Here is a 19,865-nt window from a genome sequence, read left to right as displayed (position 1 = left end):
AGGTGCCCCTCTTCAGCCTCACCACCCGCCTGCCCGCCCGGCACACCATCTGGCCGGTCCTCACCGGCATCTTCTTCGTAGCGGTCATGCAGTGGCACATCCGCCACTCCATGATCCTTAACGGCCAAGACTTCGAGGTCTACCGCACCGGCGCAGGCGTGGTCTTCGGCGACCTCTACCCCGGCAAAACCCTCTACAACTACTACCTCGAGGACGGGCAACCCATCACCCTGCCCTTCACCTACCCGCCCTTTGCGGTCATGCTCTTCGCCCCCTTCGCCTTCCTACCCCTGTGGGCAGGCGCTGGGCTCATGACCCTGCTGGCTGTGCTTGCAGCCCTGTGGGTATCGGTGCTCATTCTCAACCACGCGCGCGCTCGCGGTATTACCGTTCCCGGGGAAGCCCTGCTGGGGAGCCGCTCACTGGTCGTGGTGCTGGCTACCTGCATCACCATGTTCAGCCCCTGGGACCGCGGCATTGGACTGGCTCAGATCAACGCCCTGATCCTGCTGCTGGTGCTCATTGACCTGTTGCGCCCGGCAACCAGAGTGCCCTGCGGCGTGCTCATCGGTACCGCCGGTGGTATCAAGCTCACCCCGCTGGCCTTCGGCCTGATTCTGCTCATGCGCCGAGACATCAAGGGCGTGCTCACCCTGGGAGCCACCTTCGCAGCCACGGTTGCCGCCGGTTTCATCTTCATGCCAGCCACCGCCCGCGAATTCTGGTTCTTTGCAATCTCAGACCCCTCCCGCGTGGGCAACATTGCCTATGTCGACAACATCTCCACCCTGGGCTGGCTCCTGCACCTTGGCCTGGTTGAGGGGCCGCTCCTGTCGGGCCTGCGCTACGGTCTTACCCTTGCCTTGCTGGTGGGCGTCGCCTACCTGATCCCGGTGTTGCACCGCCGCGGCATGGTGCTCTCCCAGATAGCCCTCAACGGCTTCTTGATGATGGCCATGTCGCCCATTTCCTGGTCCCACCACAACATCTGGCTACCCCTGCTCATTGCCGCCTTCTGGCTGGATGCCTTCCCCACCTTCTTCGCCCTAGCCCCTCGGGCTGTCCGCTGGGCGGTTGGTGCCCTAGTAGTTATTGGCTGCGTGGGTTTAATATACGGGCCTATGCGCATCGGCATTCGCCTTGACCCTGCCACCCACAACCTGGATGAGCTCAGCAGAACTGCCCTGGCGGCGTCCTCTGCCCCCATCATCTGCCTCACCGCAGCGGTGCTGCTTTGGGTAGCGGTTGCGGTGCGCTACCGGCGGGCGCTGGCTGTCTAGCGCCTCGGACCGTGTGCCGTGCAAGCTTTCGCAGGGGCACTTGAAATAGTGGAGTAGGCCGGTCTAACGCTTTGACAGTGGAGCCTAGCGGAGAGGTATTCCATAATTACACCGGTGCCGGTACAATTATGGAATCCAAGCACCGGGCTAAACAAAGACTTCAGCAGCTAAAAGTAGAAGGTTTTAGCCGTTTTCTCGGTTTTGCCCGTAGAACAGATCTCGATGTGCAGTACTTCTTGCTCTCCCACCAGGAGATTGCTGAACTTTCTCAAGAGCTTGCTTCACAGCTTACCGGCGTTAGTAACCCGCTAGCAGGAATAAACGGAACTCTTGTTGATGCCTATGTCTCTAAGGAACAGCTAGAAGATATCGTACTTTTCTATTCCCTATCTCCTGCAACAAAAGCCCAGCATAATGTGCGGCTCAGAGTAGGGAATATCCCCGAGATCATCTCACGCCTACATGTTGCCGCCGATCTTTATGAAGATGCTAACCCTCGTTCGCAAACTCGTGCACGAGAGCTCTTTGAGCAGATAATGCGAGGACTTAGCAATGGAGATTAACTCCGTTAAAATTCATGTCCTTAGCGAGGCCGAAAAGGAAGCCTGGTGGGCTCTCTTTGATATTGCCCTCCACATGCCAGATGGATGGGCAATAACTGGCGGTAGCCTCACGAGGCTTCTTCTCGAAGAAAGGCAGCATCTTGGTGCGCGGGCAACGAATGATATCGACGTTGTACTTGATGTGAGAGCTCGCCGTGCTAATATCTCCGATATTTTATGAGGCCCTAAAAAGGAATTCAGGGTTCATTGAAAGCATCTTCAGATACTGCATCGGGTGAATCGCTTAAGCGGTTGCTTCAAATTCTTGAGCGTTAAACCTGTGCAAGAAAACCCTTCCTCGGTTTTCTCTGTAAACCTGCCCTGTAGGGTAGAGGCATGAGCACTCCCAATGACCCATACATTCCCTGGCAGGCACCTGCCCACAATCCAGCGCAGGGTGCGGCACCGGCGTCCGCCCACGTGCAGGAGCAGGTGCCCCACCCGCTTGCACCCCACCCCAACCCAGTGCCCCTGCCGCCGGTCGGCTGGCGACCCGGCTACCGACAGGAACAGCAGGAGCTGGGCTACCACCAGCTCTCGCATGCCGACCCCAAAGGTGCCTGGTGGAAGCCCCTGGTCGAAGCCGTCATCGGGGTGCCGCTCTACCTGGTGCTGTTTCTACTCTTGGTTGTTGCCTTCTTCTTCGTGCTCCTGCTGGGCCTTGATCCCTTACTGCTTTCTGACCCCACCTACCTCTTGTTTTCTGCTAGCACAGAAGCCCTTGAACAAGAAGCCTTGCGAAGCCCCTCGACCTTCGTCTTCCTCTTTGGGTCGGTAGCACTCATGTTCCCCGCCCTCTGGGCTGCCCGCCTGATTCTGGGGCCCAAGCCTTGGGGGTTGATCCACTCGGTCGCCGGGCGTATGCGCTGGGGCTGGTTGGCAACCTGCTGTGGTCTAGCGGCTCTGCTTGTTGTGGTTCTGCCTCTGGCCTTCGACCTTGCTGTGGGAGCCCGCTATATTCCCAGCACCAGCCTACCTACCGGCGGTCTTATCGCCATGCTGGTAGCCATCATTCTGGTGGTGCCGGTGCAGGCCTACGCCGAAGAGCTGGTCTTCCGCGGCTACCTCATGCAGACTATCGGCCGCTGGCTGAAACACCCTGTCTGGGCAATTATTATTCCTGCCCCGCTCTTTATGCTGGGGCACCTCTATGACCTGTGGGGCCAGCTCTCTGTGCTGGTCATGGGCCTGGCCGCCGGGTATATCACCTGGCGCACCGGTGGGCTTGAAGCGGCTATTGCTCTGCACGTGGTGAATAACCTGCTGGCTATGAGCTTTGGTGTGCTGGGCATGGCAGACCCCTTCCTGCAGCAGGGCTCTACCGTGGGCATATTTATCTCGGCACTGGTATCGAACGGCCTGTTCGTGCTGGTCGTTATCTGGGCGGCGAACCGTCGCGGGCTAGAACGCGCCCGCCCAGCCCTGGTCTGGGTCAAGGAAAGCCGCCCTGAAGAGCCGCAGCCTGTCCGGTAAAATGTGGTCTATGACTCTTTCACAGACTTTCGATGCCCGAGCCAATATTGATGATTTAGCTGCCTTTGTGACCGCCTCCCCCACCTCCTTCCACGCGGCGGCTGAGGTTGCCCGGCGCCTGACCGCCGCCGGCTTCACTGAGCTGAGTGAGCAGGACGCCTGGGGTAGTACAGCTGCGACCGGCAAGCACTTCGTGGTGCGCGATGGTGCCATCATCGCCTGGGCCGGTAGTGCTCAGCATGAGAGCTACCGGGTGCTGGGGGCCCACACTGATTCCCCCGGCTTTAAGGTCAAGCCCAAGTCCTCGGTGCGCACCCTGACCTGGAACCAGGTGGGGGTCGAAGTCTACGGTGGCCCTCTGCTCAACTCTTGGCTGGACCGCGAACTACGCCTGGCTGGTCGCCTGACTGTGCTGGTGGACGAAGCGCTCGAAACCCGCCTGGTTGCCACCGGGCCGATTGCCCGCGTCCCCCAGCTCGCCATCCACCTGGATCGCGCCGCCAACGAGGGCCTCAAACTCGATAAGCAGGGCAACCTCTACCCCGTGTGGGGCTTTGGTGACTCCACCGGTGATGTGCTGGCCTACCTGGCAGAACGAGCCGAGGGTGGTCCCGTTGACCCCGAAAGCATCGTGGGTTACGACCTCATGTTCGCAGACTCTGCTGAACCCCGCGTCTTTGGTGAGAACGATGAACTCTTTGCCTCGGGGCGGCTGGATAATCTCAGCTCCGTCCATGCCGGCCTCACCGCCCTGATCCGTTACGCTGAGTCGGGGGCAGAGTCCGCCCAGACCGCCGTGCTCGCCGCTTTTGATCACGAAGAGATCGGCTCAGAATCCCGCTCCGGGGCAGCAGGTCCCTTCCTGGAGGACATCCTGGTGCGGCTCTCTGAGGCCCGTGGCGATTCCGCTGAAGCCTACCGCCGCTCTATCTCTGAGTCGGTCTGCCTCTCATCCGATGCCGGGCACCTAGTCCACCCCAACTACGCCGGGCACCACGACCCGACCGTCCGCCCTACTCCTGGTGGTGGGCCCCTGCTCAAAATTAACGCCAACCAGCGCTACGCCACCGACGCCATCGGTGCCGGTATCTTTGCCCAGGCCTGCACCCTGGCAGAAGTGCCCTACCAGGAGTTCGTCTCTAACAACAATGTTCCTTGTGGGTCCACCATCGGCCCCATCACCGCCACCCGCTTAGGCATGCGGACCGTGGACGTTGGCGTCGGCTTGCTCTCCATGCACTCGGCCCGCGAACTCACCACCGTAGCCGACATGGCTCACCTTACCCGCGCGATTGAGGGGTTCTACAGAATCTAGAAGGCACAGCCCGATAGTCTTGTGCGCGTCGGCACCCTGAACGCCAGCCCAGAGCCAGCCGACGCGCACAAGGCCATCGGCCTTTACCTTTACTTACCTGCCTTCGCTAAAAAGCGCAGGTGGGCAGGTTCGGGCTTGCGGGTCTTCTCGGCATAGTCGGGGTGCTTCTCCACCCAGCCCTTGATATAGGGGCAGACAATGACCGGTTCGTACCCGGCCTCAATGGCCTGGTCGAGGGCGCTTTTGACGAGCTTAGAAGCCAGCCCGTGCCCGCCGAATTCTTCCTTCACTACCGTGTGGGGGAAGATACGCTGCTTGACCCCGCCTTCGGTGTAGGTGAAGAACTGGGTGAAGCCAGCCGGGCTGCCGGAGCTATCGGCAAAAATCTCGTAGGCGCCGCGGCCGCTCTCGTCGCGTTCAGCGACAAGTGGGTTCTCAAGGGTTGCGTTCATGGGGGAGTCCTTTCGTTGGGTCTACCTACTTCAACCGTGTTCCCGTTCAGGTATTCCCGGGCAGGTGGCTAGGCCGGGTGCTGCGACATAATCGAAATACGGTTAGCTGCGTTCATAGAGATTGCTAGCCACTGCACGGCGCTGTACTGCTCGTCGGTGAGCACACCCCGGGCGTAGGTGCGGGCAAAATCCCTGTCTTCGGGGCAGGGGAGCTTCGTGACGGTTTCAGCCAGGAAGAGCGCCGCCTTTTCAGTGAGACTGTATTCGCTGCTTTCCTCCCAGACGCTCACTAGGGCCCGACGGTTCTCACTCAGCCCCGCCTTGATGGCTCGCTTGGTATGCACCTTCAGGCAGTAGGCGCATCCATTGATCTGCGAGATGCGCAGGCAGACCAGTTCGATGAGCTGGTCATCAAGGCCCGCTGCGCGGGCTGACTCGCCCGCCTGCTTGCTCAGGACGCCAAAAGCTGACCAGGCCGCCGGGTCGGATTTATCGAGATAAAACTCTTTAGGTGTATCAGACATAGAACCAGCTTACACGCCTGGCTCTCTAGCAGGCAGGTAGCTAGGCGGGAGGGCCCGGGGCGAGCCGGTATCCTAGAGGGTGCTCCCGTCAAGAGAGGTAACCGTGAACCACACCCCCGAATCGCCCCGCCCAGGTGGGGTGCGCGTCCGTCCGTCCGCTGAGCACAAGGACGCCCCCGCCCGCCTTCCTGCCCTCAGCGCGCTGGCGGGACTAGGCCCCTACCTAGCCCGCACTAGCCTAGCGGGTCTACTGGTGTTTGTGTCGATGTGGCTGGTCAATGCACAGGCCCTCACGAACCCTATCGACGATGCCATCTGGCAGGCGTCGCTGACCTGGCGCACTACCGCGCTCGATACCTTTTTCTCGGTGCTCACCCAGGCCTTCAATACCCTGCCCATGACAATCTATGTGCTGGTGGCCCTGGGGGTTTTCATCTGGCGCTACGGCTCTGCCTGGCCCCTCATCGGCCTGGGTGCCACCATGGTCCTGACCCCCTTGGTCGTCACAGTCCTCAAAAATCTGATTGACCGACCTCGCCCCTCCCTTACACACCGCCTGGTGGAGGAGTTAACTTTTTCCTTCCCCTCGGGTCATTCCACCAGCACCGCTGCCTTCTGCGCTGCGCTTTTTCTCACTGCTTACCCGGCCCTGACCCAGCAAGGACGCCGCGCCCTGGGAGTAGGGCTCGGCGCGCTCGCGGTGACCATCGGGTTTTCCCGTATCTATGTGGGGGTGCACTGGGTTACCGACGTGGTCGGCGGCTTAGCGCTGGGCCTGGCAATCGCCTGCCTGGTCCATCTAGTTCTGATTACTGCTTATACCAAGAATCAAAAATCGTGACCGGGGTGGTGCGCTTATGGCGCGACCGCAGGAACCTGCCCTCGATGTTCTCAGCTGCCACCGGGTCAATGTCCTTACCCTCTAGATAGTCATCAATCTGGTCGTAGGTAACCCCCAGCTCGTCCTCATCGGTACGACCGGGCTTGCCGTCGAGCAGATCGGCGGTGGGTACCTTCTCCCACAGGCAGGTATCAGCGCCCAGCACCTTGAGCAGGGCCCGGTTTTGGCGCTTATTCAAGCCAAAGAGAGGCATAACGTCCGCCCCGCCGTCACCGAACTTAGTAAAGAAGCCGGTGACAGCCTCAGCGCCGTGATCAGTGCCGACCACCAGCAGGTTCTTCTCACCTGCCAGGGCATACTGGGCGATCATACGGGCACGGGCCTTCACGTTGCCCTTGTTGAAGTCAGCGATAGGGCGGCCGGTGGCGGTTGCAAAAGCTGATTCGAAGCCATCGACGGCCTCTGCGATGTTGTAGGTGACGGTCTGCTGGGGCATGATGAAGCGCAGGGCTGCCTGGGCGTCATCCTCATCGGCCTGCACCTTGTAGGGCAGGCGGACGGCAATAAACTCAGCCTCGACGCCCTCAAGCTCTAGCTGCTCCACGGCTAGCTGGCACAGGCGTCCGGCCAGGGTGGAATCCAGCCCACCCGAAATGCCCAGAACAAAGCCGCGGGTGCCGGTGGCTTTGAGGTAGTCCACCAGGAACTGGACGCGTTTGCGCACCTCCTCAGCCGGGTCGATGGAGGGCTTCACGCCCAGTTCTTCAATGATGTGAGCCTGTAAATCGCGCATGACTCTATGCTACTGCTAGCTCCTACAGACAGAAAGACGCCCCGACCTCTGTAATAGAGGTCGGGGCGCTTCTAACCTTCCTTACACAAGCGGATTACTTGTTAAGGACCTTCTGGTCAAAGCGGTAGATGAAAGCTGCCATCTGGTCGCGGTTGACCGGATCGTAGGGGCGGAAGGTGCCATCGGGCCAGCCGGTGGTGATGCCCTGCTCAGCCATCCAAGCAATCTCCTTGTAGAAGACGTGCTCGCTTGCTGAAAGATCCTTGAAGGGGCTGTTTGCAGGAACGGTGTATTCAGGTGAGCCAGCCATGCGGTAGAAGAAGGCTGCCATCTGATCGCGGTTGACCGGATCGTAGGGGCGGAAGGTGCCATCGGGCCAGCCGGTGGTGATACCCTGCTCAGCCATCCAAGCAATCTCCTTGTAGAAGACGTAATCGGTTGGTACGTCTGAGAAGGGGGAGACAGCGGGCGGAGTGTACTGAGGTGAGCCAGCCATGCGGTAGAAGAAGGCTGCCATCTGGTCGCGCTTGACGGGCTCGTAGGGGCGGAAGGTTCCATCTGACCAGCCGGTGGTGATACCGCGGTTAGCCAGCCACGCGATTTCGTTGTAGAAGACGTGGTCGGTGGATACATCGGTGAAGCGCGGGTTGTTAGTGACAGGGGTCTTTAGACCACTGACGTTTACAACCTGAGCCTTATCGCCGCGAGCACCAGCCTTGATGCCTGCCAAGTCACCGGTGGCGTTATGCATGTGCAGGAAGAGCGCACGAGTCTCAGTGGTATCTGCTGCACGGTGGGCAATCAGAGTATTATCCGGTGAGTCAACGAAGAGGGAGGTTCCCACGGTCTGCTCGCTGCTGAAGTAGAGAGCGGGTGCGTAGGGGTTGTACTTGACCCAGTCGGTACCTTCGATATTGCCATTGTGGTACCAGGTGCCTGAGTAGATCTTGTAACGCAGAGCCTGAGCCTGATCAGAGGTCAGGTTCAGAGCTTCTAGGCTAAGGGGCATGACCAGAGTATTGGACCCCATCAAGTTAGTATCTACGTCACCGAAAGTGCCGTTGACGGGCTGTGAGTCGATAACCGTCCAGTCACCATTGACCTGCTTGTAAAGGTTGACGACGGGAAGGTCGATACCCGGAATCCGGGTTGTCATAGCGAAGAAGTCAGCACGGCCGTCACCGTTAACATCGAGGTCCACTTCGTAGAACCAGGTGCGGTTGATGGTTGCCCAGTTGGCCCAAGACGCGATACCGATGTTGAGGTAACCGGTGGTGGGGTCTTCCCCCTGAGCTTCCAGGACGGGAGCAGTTGAGTTGGCACCTGCATACATGAGGTCGGCTACCTGAGATGAGACGCTACCCAGAGAGCTGGTGGGGATGCGGGGGCTTTCAACACCCAACTGGAAGGCGCCGATAGCGGAACGGTAGCCACCCTGGTTGAGTTCAGTACCGGAGAGAGTAACTTCGGTGGCGTTTGAGCCGGGGCCGAACTCGATAGCCGAGTTAGCTACCTTCATATCGGCAACGGGCTTGGGAGCTACCTGAACGGGGATACGCAGCTGAGTGTCGCCCTCGGTCAGGAGAAGACGTGAGGAAGCGGTAGCCAGGTATTGGCGGGCAACTTCCTTATGGGTTTCAAGAGCTGCAGGATCACGGTCCTTAGCAAGCTGAGAACCATCAAGGGTTGCGGTCAGGGTGATTTCGGCCTGGCCTCCCGCCGGAACGGTTACGGTGCTCGGAGCGTTGATGGTTGCACCGGTAACGGTGGAGCTATCGGCCAGAGCTACCTTGAAGGTACGCTCACGGTCGGAGTAGTTCTCAACGGTGACGTTGCGGGAGATGGTCACGGACTCACCGACAGGTACTTCGGGTGCACCGAAGCTGGTTGAGACCTGCTCGGGGCGGTCAGAGTTGTAGACCAGAACGTCGGTGTTGACCGCAGCTAGGGCATCGACACGACCCGAGCCTACTCGCTCAACCGAGTAGATGTTGCCCTCATCAGTGACGAGATCGTGGGTGGCGGTGTTCATGATAGCAGCCTTGATTTCGGCGGGGCCATAGTTCTGGTGGGCCTCCAGCACGAGGGCTGCAATACCTGCAACGTGGGGAGACGACATTGAGGTGCCGGTCATGATGAGCGGATCAGAGCCCAAACCAACACCAGCGGAGCTGATGGAGGTACCGGGGGCAGCGACGTCGGGCTTAGTAAAGCCGTTTGCGCTAAACTGGCCGCGGGCACTCGATGAGTTGAGGGTGTCAAGTGCACCGGTCTCAAAAACGGTCTTGCCGATCCAGTCAGAATCCAGCTTGATACGCAGGGTACCGGCCTGGGCGGCAGGCAGAGCCTTCTCAGCATCTGCTACGGTCAGGCGGACGCCGGGGATAGTTGAGTTGCCGGCGATACCTGAGGTTTCTTTCAGCACCTTGGACGCGAGGACGACGCCTGCGCCGCCGGCCTTCTCAATGTTGTTGAAGCGGACGGTGGAGCCACAGGGGAAGTTACCTTCGAGGTCTTCGGCCCAGTCAATCCAGACCCACTTGCCGTTGAAGTCGGTTCCCGCGGGGAAAGCTTCACAACCGTAGCGGTTGTTTTCGGGGGCCATGACAACTTCACCGGTGAGCTGGTCTTCAGATGCTGCAGCGTAGTTGAAGTTGATGCTGTAGTCGCCCTGGACGGGGCCAGCGATATTGGCAGGGGAGAGAATCTCGGCCTTGTCAGCGTAGGCGTAGGTTCCGATGGAGTTAGCTACGGTCAGAGCTGAGATGGTGTTACCGGGAGTGCCCAGGATTGAGTAGGCGTCGCCCTGGCCCTGGTAGCTGTTGGCGTTACCGGCTGCAATAACCGAGAGGACACCCTGGCGGTAGAGGGAGTCAATGATGTAGTTTTCGGGGTCATCTACCGCGCCGAAGTCAGCACCCAGGGAGAGATTGACAATGTCTGCCTTGTCGGAGAAGTCGCCATCGCCGTTGGGGTCGAGGGCGCGGTCGAGGGCTTGACCGGTGAGGTTGGTGCTACCGTCACAGCCGAAGACACGTAGGCCGACGACCTTAGCTTCGGGGGCTGCACCCGGGCCAATCTTCATGCCCAGAACATCGTCCTGGGTGAGCTTGGTGTAGTCACCGCGGAAGGTGCTGCCATCTGCATTGACGGCAAAGCCCGCAGCGCTACCTGCCACGTGGGTGCCGTGGCCGTTGGCGGTGCAGTCAAGGGGGTTGTTATCGGGCTTCGGTGCGTTAGAGCCGAGGTAGTCGTCACCGGCTAGGTCGTAGCCGCCGACGAACTTTTCGGGGTCGTAGAGGCCGCTGTCTGCAGCGGGCATATCGGTTGAGGCCTTAGCTTCATTGTAGGCTTCGACGGTGCCGGGGCCACCAAACGCTGCGTGGGTGTAGTCCACACCGGAGTCGATGACGGCGATGGTGACGTCCTTACCGGTCTTACCGGTTTGTACCCAGGTGTTGAGGGCCTCGGTGGTGATAGCGGTACCGCCGTTGGTGCGTTCCTTGGGGACGATGCGGGAGATGCGAACAACGTCGCTACGCTGGGCCAGCGCACGGAGCTCTTCGGCGTCACCGCGCAGAGCGGTTCCTCGCAGGACGTTGTGGGTGGTGTAGATGACCTCTGCATTAGCCTGGGTAGCGACCTGCTGGGTCTGGGATTCTACACGCTGGGCGATAGCTTCAACCTGGGCCTGGGCCTGAACAGGGTCGCTTTCGCCAGAAAGGACACTGCGGGGCTGGGTGCTTTCGTAAGCGCCATTTCCTCGGAACTGAACGAAGACCTCAACTGTGCCTTCAGCCTCTGCCAGGGAGCCCCCAATCTTGCTGGTGGCATCGTTGGCCTGAGTTGAAGGGTTGAGGTCTACATCGTATGCCTGGGCCGGTGGAGCGACCATGGGCAAGGAAAGCGCGAGACCAAGCAGGGCAGCTGCACTGCCTTGTACGGCTTTCCGTCGCATAGGATTCTTCTTCATGGGTTTCCTTAGGGTGTGTGTATTAACTCCCACGGATGGTGAGTGTCACTCCTATCTAATCGTTGTGAGGTGGGTCTCTGTCAAGAGTTTCTCAAAATATGTACGAAATTAATTGGATGGGTAAGGGGGTAACCCCTGTATTTCTCAAGGTTAAATCCCTAGAGATGGAAGGTGCTTACCGTCCCAAAAGGGCGCGTTCGGATAAGCTAGTTACCACACCACACAAGAAGCAAAGGCACTCCACCATGACTGAGCAGAACCCGAACCCCTACGGTAACTACAATCAGCAGGGTCAGAATGGCCCTTCGCACCCGCAGCAAGGCCAGCCCTCTCAGCAGCAGCCTGGTTTTGGCGCCCCTACCTACGATGCTTACGGCAACGTCATTCCTGCTGATGCTAAAAGCATGGCTATATTTGCCCATCTCTCGGGTCTGCTGGGCCTGGTGCTGACCGCATCTTTTGCCAGCTTTATCGGCCCCTTGATTTTCTGGGCTATCTATAAGGACAAGCCGGGATACGGGTTTGTGCGCGTGGCTGCCGCAGGGGCTTTCAATTTCAGCTTCACCCTCTGGCTGGTCAACATTGCCGCCTGGGTACTTACTCTCGTGACTTTTGGAATAGCGGGTCTATTTACCTGGATCATCTTCATCGGGGTTTGGGTGGCCCTGCTTATTGCGCACATTCTTGCTGCGGTCAAAGCCAATAACGGCGAAGTGTTCACTTATCCTATGGTTCTGAAGGTGCTCAAATAGCTAAGGCCAGTCAGAGAAGGGTTTGATTTTTTGCTCAACAGCAAATGAATTCTTGCCCAACCTGTTTGGCAGATGAAGCGATTCTATAGCGGAAGCACGCAAAATAGTGCCCCCCAGCTGTTGGGTATGCCCAAAAACTCATTTATCAGCGGCGTTTAAAAGTGTTATGTTGATTCGTCTGAACTTTTAACACTCACAGTTGGAGATCCCCCGCTTGACTTCACATGACGCCTACCTCAACGCAGCCGTTGACCCCGAACTCAACCCCGTCCTCCCCCGCATCGACTTCCGCTACCTCTCAGAAGCCGACATGATTGCGGCAGGCGTAGAAGACGTCGCCGCCTGCACCGACGCCATGGAAGAAGCCCTGGCCCTGCACGCCCGCGGTGACTACCGCATGGCAGGCCACAACGGCGAATCCCACGGCGCTAAGGTACAGTTCCCCGTCAACCCCGCCCACGAGGGCATGCCCGCCGACGGCCCCGACCGCCGCTACGTCGCCATGCCCGCCTACCTGGGCGGCTCCTTCCGCACCATGGGCGTCAAAACCTACGCCTCCAACATCGACAACCGTGAGATTGGCTTGCCCCGCTCCATTCTCATGCTCACCCTCAACGACGCAACCTCCGGCGCCCCCCTGGCCTACATGAGCGCCAACCTGCTCTCGGCCTACCGCACCGGCTGCGCCGCTGGCGTCGGCGCCCGCCGCTTCGCCCCCAAGAACGCCAAGGTGCTCGGCCTGCTGGGCCCCGGCGTCATCGCCAAAGCAACCGTCGCAGCCCTCATTGAAGCCCGCCCCACCGTCGACACCATTAAGGTACTCGGCCGCTCCCAGAAGGGCATCGATACCTTCATCAGCTGGGCCGAAGAAACCTACCCCGGCATGAACGTCATCGCCGTTGAAGAACTCGAAGAGGTCGTGCGCGACTCAGACATCGTCACTTTCTGCACCTCAATCCACGTGGGCGACCCCGAAACCTACCCCACCGTCCGCCGCGAATGGGTCAAGCCCGGCGCCTTCTTCGCCATGCCCGCCGCCTGCAACCTGGACGAGGGTATGTTCGCCGACGACGTGCGTAAACTCGTTGACAACGCCGGTATGTACGACGCCTGGGCAGAAGAAACCGAACCCGGCAAGTCCCACAACTACGTCTCCATCATCGGCTGCAAGTTCAACGACCGCATCCACAACGGCCTTATGGCCCCTGAAGAACTGCGCGACATGGGTGAAGCCCTCAACCACCCCGCCCCCGAGGACAATGAGGAAAAAATCACCGTCTACTCCGTCGGCGGCATGCCTATTGAGGACGTCGCCTGGGGTACCGTGGTCTACCGCAACGCCGTCCGCAAGGGTATCGGCACCGTGCTGAACCTCTGGGACGTCCCCGCGATGTCCTAGCCCTCGGGTACGCAAAAGGATGCCGGTGAGTAGTTCACCGGCGTCCTTTTAGTTAAGCGGGGGCGCAGGGGCCTTCCCCGGAAGACGACTGGTAGGGGCGCGAGCGGACCTGCTTTCGCCTGCCGACCCTCTCGTAGCTCGCCCTGGGGGGCTCGCTACGATTCACGCCAGCCCCGAGCCAGCAGGCTCACAGCAGGTCCGCCTCCGCGCCCTAGATTTCTACCAGATACGCACGCGCTCCTCCGGCGCCAGGTAGAGGGCGTTCTCGGGCTGCACAGCAAAGGCGGTGTAGAACTCGTCGATGTTGCGAACCACGCCGTTGACGCGGAACTCCTCGGGGGAGTGCGGGTCGATTGCCAGGAACATTTCGGCGGTCTGCGGGCGGGTCTTCATGCGCCAGCCCTGGGCCCAGGAGATAAAGACGCGCTGGGTGGCGGTCAGGCCGTCGATGACGGGGGCGGTCTCAAGGGTGAGGCCCTGGCGTTCCAGGTAAATCTGGTAGGCCTTGAGCGCGATGGAAAGGCCGCCCAGGTCGCCGATGTTTTCGCCCAGTGTCAGCTCGCCGTTGACGGTGAACTTTTCGGGGTCTAGACCGGTGGGGGTGTAGCCGTTGTACTGCTCCACTAGTGCCTTGGTGCGGGCGGTGAATTCTTCGCGGTCGGCGTCCGTCCACCAGTTATTAAGCGCACCGGTACCGTCGTACTTGGAGCCCTGGTCGTCAAAACCGTGGCCGATCTCGTGGCCAATGACGCCGCCGATGGCACCGTAGTTGACGGCGGCGTCCGCGTCCACGTCGAAGTAGGGGGCCTGCAGAATTGCGGCGGGGAAGACGATTTCGTTGGCCGGGGGCATGTAGTAGGCGTTGACGGTCTGCGGGGTCATGAGCCACTCGGTCTTGTCAACGGGCTCGTTGATGCGGGCGACCTGGAACTCGTGCTCAAAGACGCCCGAGCGGCGCAGGTTCTCGAAGAGGTCATCGGTGAGTTCGAGGGCGGAGTAGTCGCGCCACTTGTCGGGGTAGCCGATCTTGGTGACGAACTTGCTGAGCTTCTCGAGGGCGCGGGTGCGGGTCTCGTTGGTCATCCAGTCTAGGTCGGTGATGGAGCGGCGGTAGGCTTCGAGCAGGTCGTCTACCAGTTCCATCATCTTGGCCTTGTGGGTGGGCGGGAAGTGAATCGCCACGTACTCCTTACCCAGTTCTTCGCCCAGGGAGTTTTCGACCAGGCCGACGCCGCGCTTCCAGCGGTCACGCAGCTCTTCGGAGCCTGAGAGGGTGCGGCCGTAGAAGTCAAAGTTCTCTTCAACGATGGCTTGGTTGAGGTAGGGGGCGCGGGAGTGGGCCATGTGCCAGATGTACCAGAGCTTCCAGATGAAGAGGGGAGCGGTGGCCCACATCTGGGCGGCTGCCTCAAAATAGGAGGGCTGGTTGACCACAACGGTGCCGGCCTTCTCGATAGAAATGCCCATGCCTGCCAGCCAGGTGGTGAAGGGGAAGCCGGGGAACTTCTCGTCCAGCTTGGCGGCATCGACCGGGTTATAGCGGGCATCGGCGTCGCGGGTGCGCACGTTATCCCAGTGGTGGGAGGCAATTTCGGTCTCGTGGGCAAAGACAGCGCGGGCGGCGTCCGCCGGTTCAAGACCGAAGTTCTCGGCCAGGCCGGTCAGCTCAAACATGCGCTCAATGTGGGCGACGTAGGCCTCGCGCAGTTCGGCGTACTTCTCGTCGCGGTAGTAGGACTCATCGGGCAGACCCAGGCCGGTCTGCACCAGGTAGAGCACGTACTTTTCGGGGTTCTTCGCGTCGATGCTGGTGTACCAGCCAAAGGGGCCACCGTGGCCCTGGCGGTCAAGCTCTGCCATAACCTGCACAAAGTCATCGGGGGTAGCCGCGTCCAGCACCGGCTGCGCCTCGGCGTGCAGCGGGGCGGCGGCGTCCGCCTCAATTTTCTCGGTGTTCATGAAGGAGGAGTAGAGGGCACCAATGCGTGACGACGGCTGCTCGGCGGCGAACTTCTCGACGATTTCGCGCACGTGTTCCTCGGCGGCGTCACGCAGGAAGTACATGCCGCCGTCGCGGGAGCGGTCGGCGGGGATCTTGTGGGAATCGTACCAGGTGCCGTTGACGTGGCGGAAGAAGTCGTCAGCGGGGTTGGTGGCGGGATCAAGGAAGCTAGTGTCGATACCTGAGTTAGTCATATCACCTAGTTTAGGGGCGCGGACGCCACCCGTCAGGTGCCCTGCGCGGGTTCGGCTCAGAGCGTGAGGGGCTGTTCTGCCCCCTTCCGCTACTCCGTATTATCGCCCCGCTACTTTGTACCGCGCTCTGCCCACTTTTGACCCAAAAAGTGGGCAGAGCGCGGTACAAAGTCGGCAGGAGGGGCGTAACCAAACCGTGCCGCACTTGGGGCGGCGCGTGACCGGGACTACGCTTAGACAGTAAGAACACTGATAAGTAGAAGGTGAACCATGGGCAAGAAACCAGAACTCAGCAAGGAACTCAAGCGTTCCAGCGACAAGGCACAAAAGCGCTATGTGAAGGCCTATGCCAAGGCCCTGGACAAGTATGGCGATGAAAAGAAGGCCCGCAAGAAGGCCCAGAAGAAACTTGAGAAGAAATACGAGCTGGTGGGCAAGAAGTACGAAAAAATTGCCGAGAAGGTAAAGGCAGAGAAGAAGGCCGACCAGAAGAAGTCTGACAAGAAGGACTCGAAGAAGGTAGAACAGAAAAAGTCTGGCAAAAAGGACGCAAAGAAGAAAGCTAAGAACAACAAGAAGAGCGCGGCCCAGCGCGAAGCTGAGCTGATTCTGGCTGATGTAACCGAGGCCGGGGAAGAAACTGTCGGCTACGAAGAGATTCTTGATACTGAGAGCCTGGAGCCTGGCGATCTTGAAGCATTCGAGGGCGAGGAAGAAGCCCCCGAGCTGGATGCTCCCGATGCCGTCACCGAGATTGGAGAAGATGAGGGCCTGGCCCCCGAAGAGGCCGACAAGCCCGAAGAAGCCGAAGAGCTCTACGAGGAAACCTTCGCCAGTGCCGACCTCGCTGACTTCGATGAGGACCTGACCACCGAACCCCTAGCCGAAGCCCCTGTGCAGGAGGATGCGGCGTCCGCCCCCGACCTGCAGGACGACACCCAGACCTTCCTGGTTGCAGAGGTGCGCCCCCTGGCGGAGCTCACCCGCGCCGAGCTCTACGAGCTGGCGAAGCAGCTTGAGGTGCCGGGCCGCTCGTCCATGAACAAGGGTGATCTGCTGATTGCGGTGCGCGCTGCCCAGTAGAAAACCTCCAGAACCTACTAGAAGGGACCAGAATACTCTGGTCCCTTTTACTTAGGACCAGATTGCTCTGCGAAGTCCGTGTACAGATTGAGGAATTTGGGAGGAATCTGGTCCCTACTCGCACCTGTATACCCGCCCACCGATACCTGATGTGACCTGGGTCTGTGAGCAACTAGCTATTACGCGAGCGCGCGGCAAAGAGTAGGCTTAACGCCTATGTCTTCTGCGCAAACACACTCTCACCCCGAAGCCGGAGCGCACGCGGTCACCGAACCGGCCGCGCATACCGCATCAATGCCCGCTGCCCATAAACTAGAGCGCCAGGAGTTCCTGCTCCTGGCCATTATGGTGATTGCGGCTTTCGTGCTGATTCTGAATGAAACCCTGCTGGGCGTGGCTCTGCCCGACATCATGGCAGACCTGAACATCAGCGCCTCAACCGCCCAGTGGACCTCCACCGGCTTCATGCTGACCATGGCCGTCGTAACCCCGGCTTCTGGCTTCATCATCTCCCGCTACTCCATCCGCACGGTCTTCGTGGGCGCTATGGCCCTCTTCTCACTGGGCACTCTGGTAGCGGCCACTGCTCCGGGTATCGCCCTGCTGCTGGGCGGACGCGTGCTCCAGGCCGGCGGTACCGGTGTAATAATTCCGCTGCTCATGACCACCATGATGCGCCTGGTCGCCCCCAGCAAAATCGGTCAGGCTATGGGCATCATCGGCATGGTTATCTCGGCCGCTCCCGCCGCGGGCCCGACCGTCTCGGGTATCATTCTAAACGCCGCTGGCTGGCGCTGGCTCTTCTGGCTGATTCTGCCCATCGGCATCATCGCCCTGGTGATTGGCCTGCGTCTGGCACCTGCCGAGAAGCCCGAGGGTAATTCACAGGAACTCGATGTGCTCTCAATTATTCTCTCCACTCTGGGCTTTGGCGGCCTAGTACTGGGGCTTTCATCCATGGGCGGCGATTCCTCCCACGGTGGCACCCACCTACCTGTTAACCCCTGGGTTATTGTGGCTATCTCAGCTGCCCTGCTGGCAGTGTTCGCCCGCCGTCAGATTCAGCTGCAAGACCGAGGCCCTTTCATGGATCTGCGCATCTTCCGCGCCCGCCCCTTCACCCTGACCGTCATTATGACCTCCCTGGGTATGGGCGTCATGCTGGGAACCGCGATTATGATTCCCCTCTACGCCGCAAACGTGCTGGGTTTGAGCGCCCTGCAGACCGGTCTGATATTGTTGCCCGGTGGTGTGCTCATGGCAGTATTGAGCCCTATCGTGGGTCGCCTGTCGGACCGCTTCGGTGCCCGCACCCTGGTGATTCCCGGCGCAGTTCTCTTTAGCGCCTCAATCTGGCTGATGAGCACCTTCAGCGCCACCACCCCGGTCTGGTACCTGGTGGGCACCTACATGCTCATGACCTTCGCCTTGCCGCTCATTAACACCCCCTTGATGTCGCTGGGTCTGGGCTCTCTGGGGCATGAACTGCATGCTTTTGGTTCCTCGGCCATGACCACCTTCCAGCAGGTCTCGGGTGCCGCCGCGACCGCCCTCTTCGTGGCTCTGCTGGGCATCGGTTCAGCCGCCCACGGTGGCATCGGCGTAGAGGCCTACATGGCCGGTGTGCACCTTGCCTTCCTGGTGGCAGCCTTCATGTCGCTGGGCTCTATCGTAGTCGCCCTGCTTCTGCCTGCCGGCAAGCAGCCTCGATAGCGGCAACCAGAGACTCGATAGAAGCCTTGGTCTCCTTGTAGGCGCGGGTCTTCAGGCCACAGTCAGGGTTAACCCAGAGCTGACGGGCGGGGATATGCTCCAGGGCAGTAGCCAGCAGCTTCTTGACCTCGTCGACCTGGGGCACATGCGGGGAGTGAATGTCCCAGACATCGGGGCCGATGCCGCGGTCGGAGCTTTCGGGCACATCGGCCAGCAGTTCCAGGCGGGAGCGGGCTGCCTCAATCGAGGTGCCATCGGCATTCAGGGCATCAATTGCCCCAAAAATCTCGTTGAACTCCGAGTAGCACAGGTGGGTGTGGATCTGGGTGGAGTCAGCAACCTGCGAGGTCGCCGGGCGGGAGACCCCCGACCGATCAGTCCAGGTAGGCAGTCTGACCCTCGGCGCGCAGGGGCAGCAGCTCACGTAGGGCGGGTCTGTGCCGGGTGTGTTGAAACACATCACAGTAATATGATGGGTATGAGCATTGAATACCGTCAACTGGGAAAAAGCGGCCTCACCGTTTCAAATGTAGGCCTGGGGTGCAATAACCTGGGCCGCGCCAAAACCGCCACCGAAACGCAAAGCGGGACCAACGCCGTCCTCACCGCCGCCGTTGAAGCCGGCATTATCCTTTTCGATGTCGCCGATATCTACGGGGCTGAACCGGGTGTTTCTGAAGCCATGTTTGGGCGAGCCCTGCGCGAGACCGGAACCGACCGCGATGAAATCGTGATTGTCTCCAAGTTCGGCATGGATATGGGCGGGGCCAACGGCACCGACCACGGGGTACGAGGCTCCCGCCGGTATATTATGCGGGCAGTTGAGGCCTCCTTGAGCCGCCTAGGTACCGACTACATCGACCTCTACTTCCACCACACCCCCGACCCCGCCACCCCCATCGAAGAAACCCTCTCAGCTCTGGGTACCCTGATTGAACAGGGCAAGGTGCGCTACATCGGGTCGTCCAACCACACCGGCTGGCAGATTGCCCACGCTGAGCACCTGGGCCGGGCCCTGGGGCACCGCTATATTGCGGCTGAAAACCACTACAACCTGCTTGACCGCCGCGCTGAGCTTGAGGTGCTGCCCGCCGCCCGCGAGTTCGGACTGGGCGTGCTGCCCTACTTCCCCCTGGCTAACGGGCTACTAACGGGCAAGTATTCGCGCTCTTTTGCCCCGGCGGACGGTCGTCTGACCCGCATCAAACCCGACATCTTGGACGGCGCTAACTGGGACCAGCTCGAAGCCTTCTCAGCCTTTGCCGCTGAGCGCGGCCTGACCGAGGTACAGGTCGCCTTCTCGTGGCTGGCTCAGCAGGAGCCGGTTGCCTCTGTAATCGCCGGGGCCACCACCGAAGAGCAGGTGCGCGCTAACGCGGCGGCTATCGTCCGCCGGTTCGACGCGGACGAGCTCGCCCTGCTCGACGAGATTTTCCCGGCACCGCCGAAGGTGGCGCTTTTCTAACCCC

At 60.3% G+C, this 19,865-nt stretch carries 16 protein-coding genes and 1 pseudogene; 11 read left to right on the top strand and 6 right to left on the bottom strand.

Going from position 1 to position 19,865, the window contains the following annotated elements:
• Positions 1 to 2: 2 nt before the first annotated feature.
• The 5 genes from QM007_RS10365 to QM007_RS10345 all read left to right on the top strand — a co-directional run bounded on the left by QM007_RS10365 (position 3) and on the right by QM007_RS10345 (position 4,670).
• The gene (locus QM007_RS10365; RefSeq protein ID WP_283489887.1) at positions 3 to 1,280 is read left to right on the top strand and encodes a glycosyltransferase 87 family protein; all 1,278 of its coding nucleotides are present in this window, start codon (positions 3 to 5) and stop codon (positions 1,278 to 1,280) included.
• A gap of 128 nt (positions 1,281 to 1,408) precedes the next feature.
• Complete coding sequence (locus QM007_RS10360) at positions 1,409 to 1,843, top strand: hypothetical protein (RefSeq protein ID WP_283489886.1); 435 nt, start codon at positions 1,409 to 1,411, stop codon at positions 1,841 to 1,843.
• Positions 1,833 to 2,063, top strand: coding sequence for a hypothetical protein (locus QM007_RS10355; RefSeq protein WP_283489885.1), 231 nt, complete (start codon positions 1,833 to 1,835; stop codon positions 2,061 to 2,063). The genes QM007_RS10360 and QM007_RS10355 overlap by 11 nt, the downstream gene beginning before the upstream one ends.
• Before the next feature lie 155 nt (positions 2,064 to 2,218).
• Positions 2,219 to 3,355 carry a CPBP family intramembrane glutamic endopeptidase gene (locus QM007_RS10350; protein ID WP_283489884.1) on the top strand — a complete coding sequence of 379 codons (1,137 nt, stop codon included), beginning with the start codon at positions 2,219 to 2,221 and terminating at the stop codon, positions 3,353 to 3,355.
• Positions 3,356 to 3,365: 10 nt separating this feature from the next.
• Complete coding sequence (locus QM007_RS10345) at positions 3,366 to 4,670, top strand: M18 family aminopeptidase (RefSeq protein ID WP_283489883.1); 1,305 nt, start codon at positions 3,366 to 3,368, stop codon at positions 4,668 to 4,670.
• Positions 4,671 to 4,759: 89 nt separating this feature from the next.
• On the opposite strand, the gene QM007_RS10340 is transcribed toward QM007_RS10345, so the two are convergent.
• Positions 4,760 to 5,122: a GNAT family N-acetyltransferase gene (locus QM007_RS10340; protein ID WP_283489882.1), complete on the bottom strand. Its 363-nt coding sequence runs from the start codon at positions 5,120 to 5,122 to the stop codon at positions 4,760 to 4,762.
• Positions 5,123 to 5,190: 68 nt separating this feature from the next.
• Entirely contained in the window at positions 5,191 to 5,646 is a 456-nt protein-coding gene (locus QM007_RS10335; RefSeq protein WP_283489881.1) for a carboxymuconolactone decarboxylase family protein, read from the bottom strand.
• A 103-nt stretch (positions 5,647 to 5,749) separates the two neighbouring features.
• Here QM007_RS10335 and QM007_RS10330 point away from each other — a divergent pair, with 103 nt between their 5' ends.
• Entirely contained in the window at positions 5,750 to 6,487 is a 738-nt protein-coding gene (locus QM007_RS10330; RefSeq protein WP_283489880.1) for a phosphatase PAP2 family protein, read from the top strand.
• On the opposite strand, the gene nadE is transcribed toward QM007_RS10330, so the two are convergent.
• Positions 6,456 to 7,280, bottom strand: coding sequence for an NAD(+) synthase (gene nadE, locus QM007_RS10325; protein ID WP_283489879.1), 825 nt, complete (start codon positions 7,278 to 7,280; stop codon positions 6,456 to 6,458). The genes QM007_RS10330 and nadE overlap by 32 nt on opposite strands.
• Positions 7,281 to 7,374: 94 nt before the next feature.
• Positions 7,375 to 11,253 carry a S8 family serine peptidase gene (locus QM007_RS10320; RefSeq protein WP_283489878.1) on the bottom strand — a complete coding sequence of 1,293 codons (3,879 nt, stop codon included), beginning with the start codon at positions 11,251 to 11,253 and terminating at the stop codon, positions 7,375 to 7,377.
• 98 nt (positions 11,254 to 11,351) lie between these two features.
• Between QM007_RS10320 and QM007_RS10315 the strand changes: the two genes are divergently transcribed.
• Together QM007_RS10315 and QM007_RS10310 are read left to right on the top strand one after the other, a co-directional pair.
• Complete coding sequence (locus QM007_RS10315) at positions 11,352 to 12,005, top strand: DUF4870 domain-containing protein (RefSeq protein WP_283489877.1); 654 nt, start codon at positions 11,352 to 11,354, stop codon at positions 12,003 to 12,005.
• 214 nt (positions 12,006 to 12,219) lie between these two features.
• A complete protein-coding gene (locus tag QM007_RS10310) occupies positions 12,220 to 13,404 on the top strand; it encodes a tyramine oxidase subunit B (RefSeq protein WP_283489876.1) in 1,185 nt (394 codons plus the stop codon).
• A gap of 219 nt (positions 13,405 to 13,623) precedes the next feature.
• On the opposite strand, the gene QM007_RS10305 is transcribed toward QM007_RS10310, so the two are convergent.
• On the bottom strand, positions 13,624 to 15,600 hold the full coding sequence (locus QM007_RS10305; protein WP_283489875.1) for a M13 family metallopeptidase: 1,977 nt from the start codon (positions 15,598 to 15,600) through the stop codon (positions 13,624 to 13,626).
• A gap of 270 nt (positions 15,601 to 15,870) precedes the next feature.
• Here QM007_RS10305 and QM007_RS10300 point away from each other — a divergent pair, with 270 nt between their 5' ends.
• Together QM007_RS10300 and QM007_RS10295 are read left to right on the top strand one after the other, a co-directional pair.
• Positions 15,871 to 16,683, top strand: a complete 813-nt coding sequence (locus QM007_RS10300; protein WP_283489874.1) for a ChaB family protein — start codon at positions 15,871 to 15,873, stop codon at positions 16,681 to 16,683.
• Between the two features lie 216 nt (positions 16,684 to 16,899).
• Positions 16,900 to 18,396, top strand: a complete 1,497-nt coding sequence (locus QM007_RS10295; protein ID WP_283489873.1) for an MDR family MFS transporter — start codon at positions 16,900 to 16,902, stop codon at positions 18,394 to 18,396.
• On the opposite strand, the pseudogene QM007_RS10290 reads toward QM007_RS10295, so the two are convergent.
• A pseudogene (locus QM007_RS10290) lies at positions 18,350 to 18,830 on the bottom strand (5-methyltetrahydropteroyltriglutamate--homocysteine S-methyltransferase); the annotation flags it as partial. The gene QM007_RS10295 and the pseudogene QM007_RS10290 sit on opposite strands and share 47 nt — an antisense overlap.
• Positions 18,831 to 18,874: 44 nt before the next feature.
• Between QM007_RS10290 and QM007_RS10285 the strand changes: the two are divergent.
• Positions 18,875 to 19,861, top strand: a complete 987-nt coding sequence (locus QM007_RS10285) for an aldo/keto reductase (RefSeq protein WP_502949060.1) — start codon at positions 18,875 to 18,877, stop codon at positions 19,859 to 19,861.
• Positions 19,862 to 19,865: the final 4 nt, after the last annotated feature.

The sequence above is a fragment of the Rothia sp. SD9660Na genome (assembly GCF_030064065.1).
Taxonomy (GTDB): domain Bacteria; phylum Actinomycetota; class Actinomycetes; order Actinomycetales; family Micrococcaceae; genus Rothia.
The sequence above is the reverse complement of the archived record's forward strand: the minus strand, read 5'-3'. Positions and strand labels throughout refer to the sequence as shown.

Bases quoted from the DNA above. Each gene is read 5' to 3' on its own strand.
- QM007_RS10360 (WP_283489886.1), top strand. From the start codon at position 1,409: ATGGAATCCAAGCACCGGGCTAAACAAAGACTTCAGCAGCTAAAAGTA.
- QM007_RS10355 (WP_283489885.1), top strand. From the start codon at position 1,833: ATGGAGATTAACTCCGTTAAAATTCATGTCCTTAGCGAGGCCGAAAAG.
- QM007_RS10350 (WP_283489884.1), top strand. From the start codon at position 2,219: ATGAGCACTCCCAATGACCCATACATTCCCTGGCAGGCACCTGCCCAC.
- QM007_RS10345 (WP_283489883.1), top strand. From the start codon at position 3,366: ATGACTCTTTCACAGACTTTCGATGCCCGAGCCAATATTGATGATTTA.
- QM007_RS10340 (WP_283489882.1), bottom strand. From the start codon at position 5,122: ATGAACGCAACCCTTGAGAACCCACTTGTCGCTGAACGCGACGAGAGC.
- QM007_RS10335 (WP_283489881.1), bottom strand. From the start codon at position 5,646: ATGTCTGATACACCTAAAGAGTTTTATCTCGATAAATCCGACCCGGCG.
- nadE (WP_283489879.1), bottom strand. From the start codon at position 7,280: ATGCGCGATTTACAGGCTCACATCATTGAAGAACTGGGCGTGAAGCCC.
- QM007_RS10320 (WP_283489878.1), bottom strand. From the start codon at position 11,253: ATGAAGAAGAATCCTATGCGACGGAAAGCCGTACAAGGCAGTGCAGCT.
- QM007_RS10315 (WP_283489877.1), top strand. From the start codon at position 11,352: ATGTACGAAATTAATTGGATGGGTAAGGGGGTAACCCCTGTATTTCTC.
- QM007_RS10305 (WP_283489875.1), bottom strand. From the start codon at position 15,600: ATGACTAACTCAGGTATCGACACTAGCTTCCTTGATCCCGCCACCAAC.
- QM007_RS10300 (WP_283489874.1), top strand. From the start codon at position 15,871: ATGGGCAAGAAACCAGAACTCAGCAAGGAACTCAAGCGTTCCAGCGAC.
- QM007_RS10295 (WP_283489873.1), top strand. From the start codon at position 16,900: ATGTCTTCTGCGCAAACACACTCTCACCCCGAAGCCGGAGCGCACGCG.
- QM007_RS10285 (WP_502949060.1), top strand. From the start codon at position 18,875: ATGAGCATTGAATACCGTCAACTGGGAAAAAGCGGCCTCACCGTTTCA.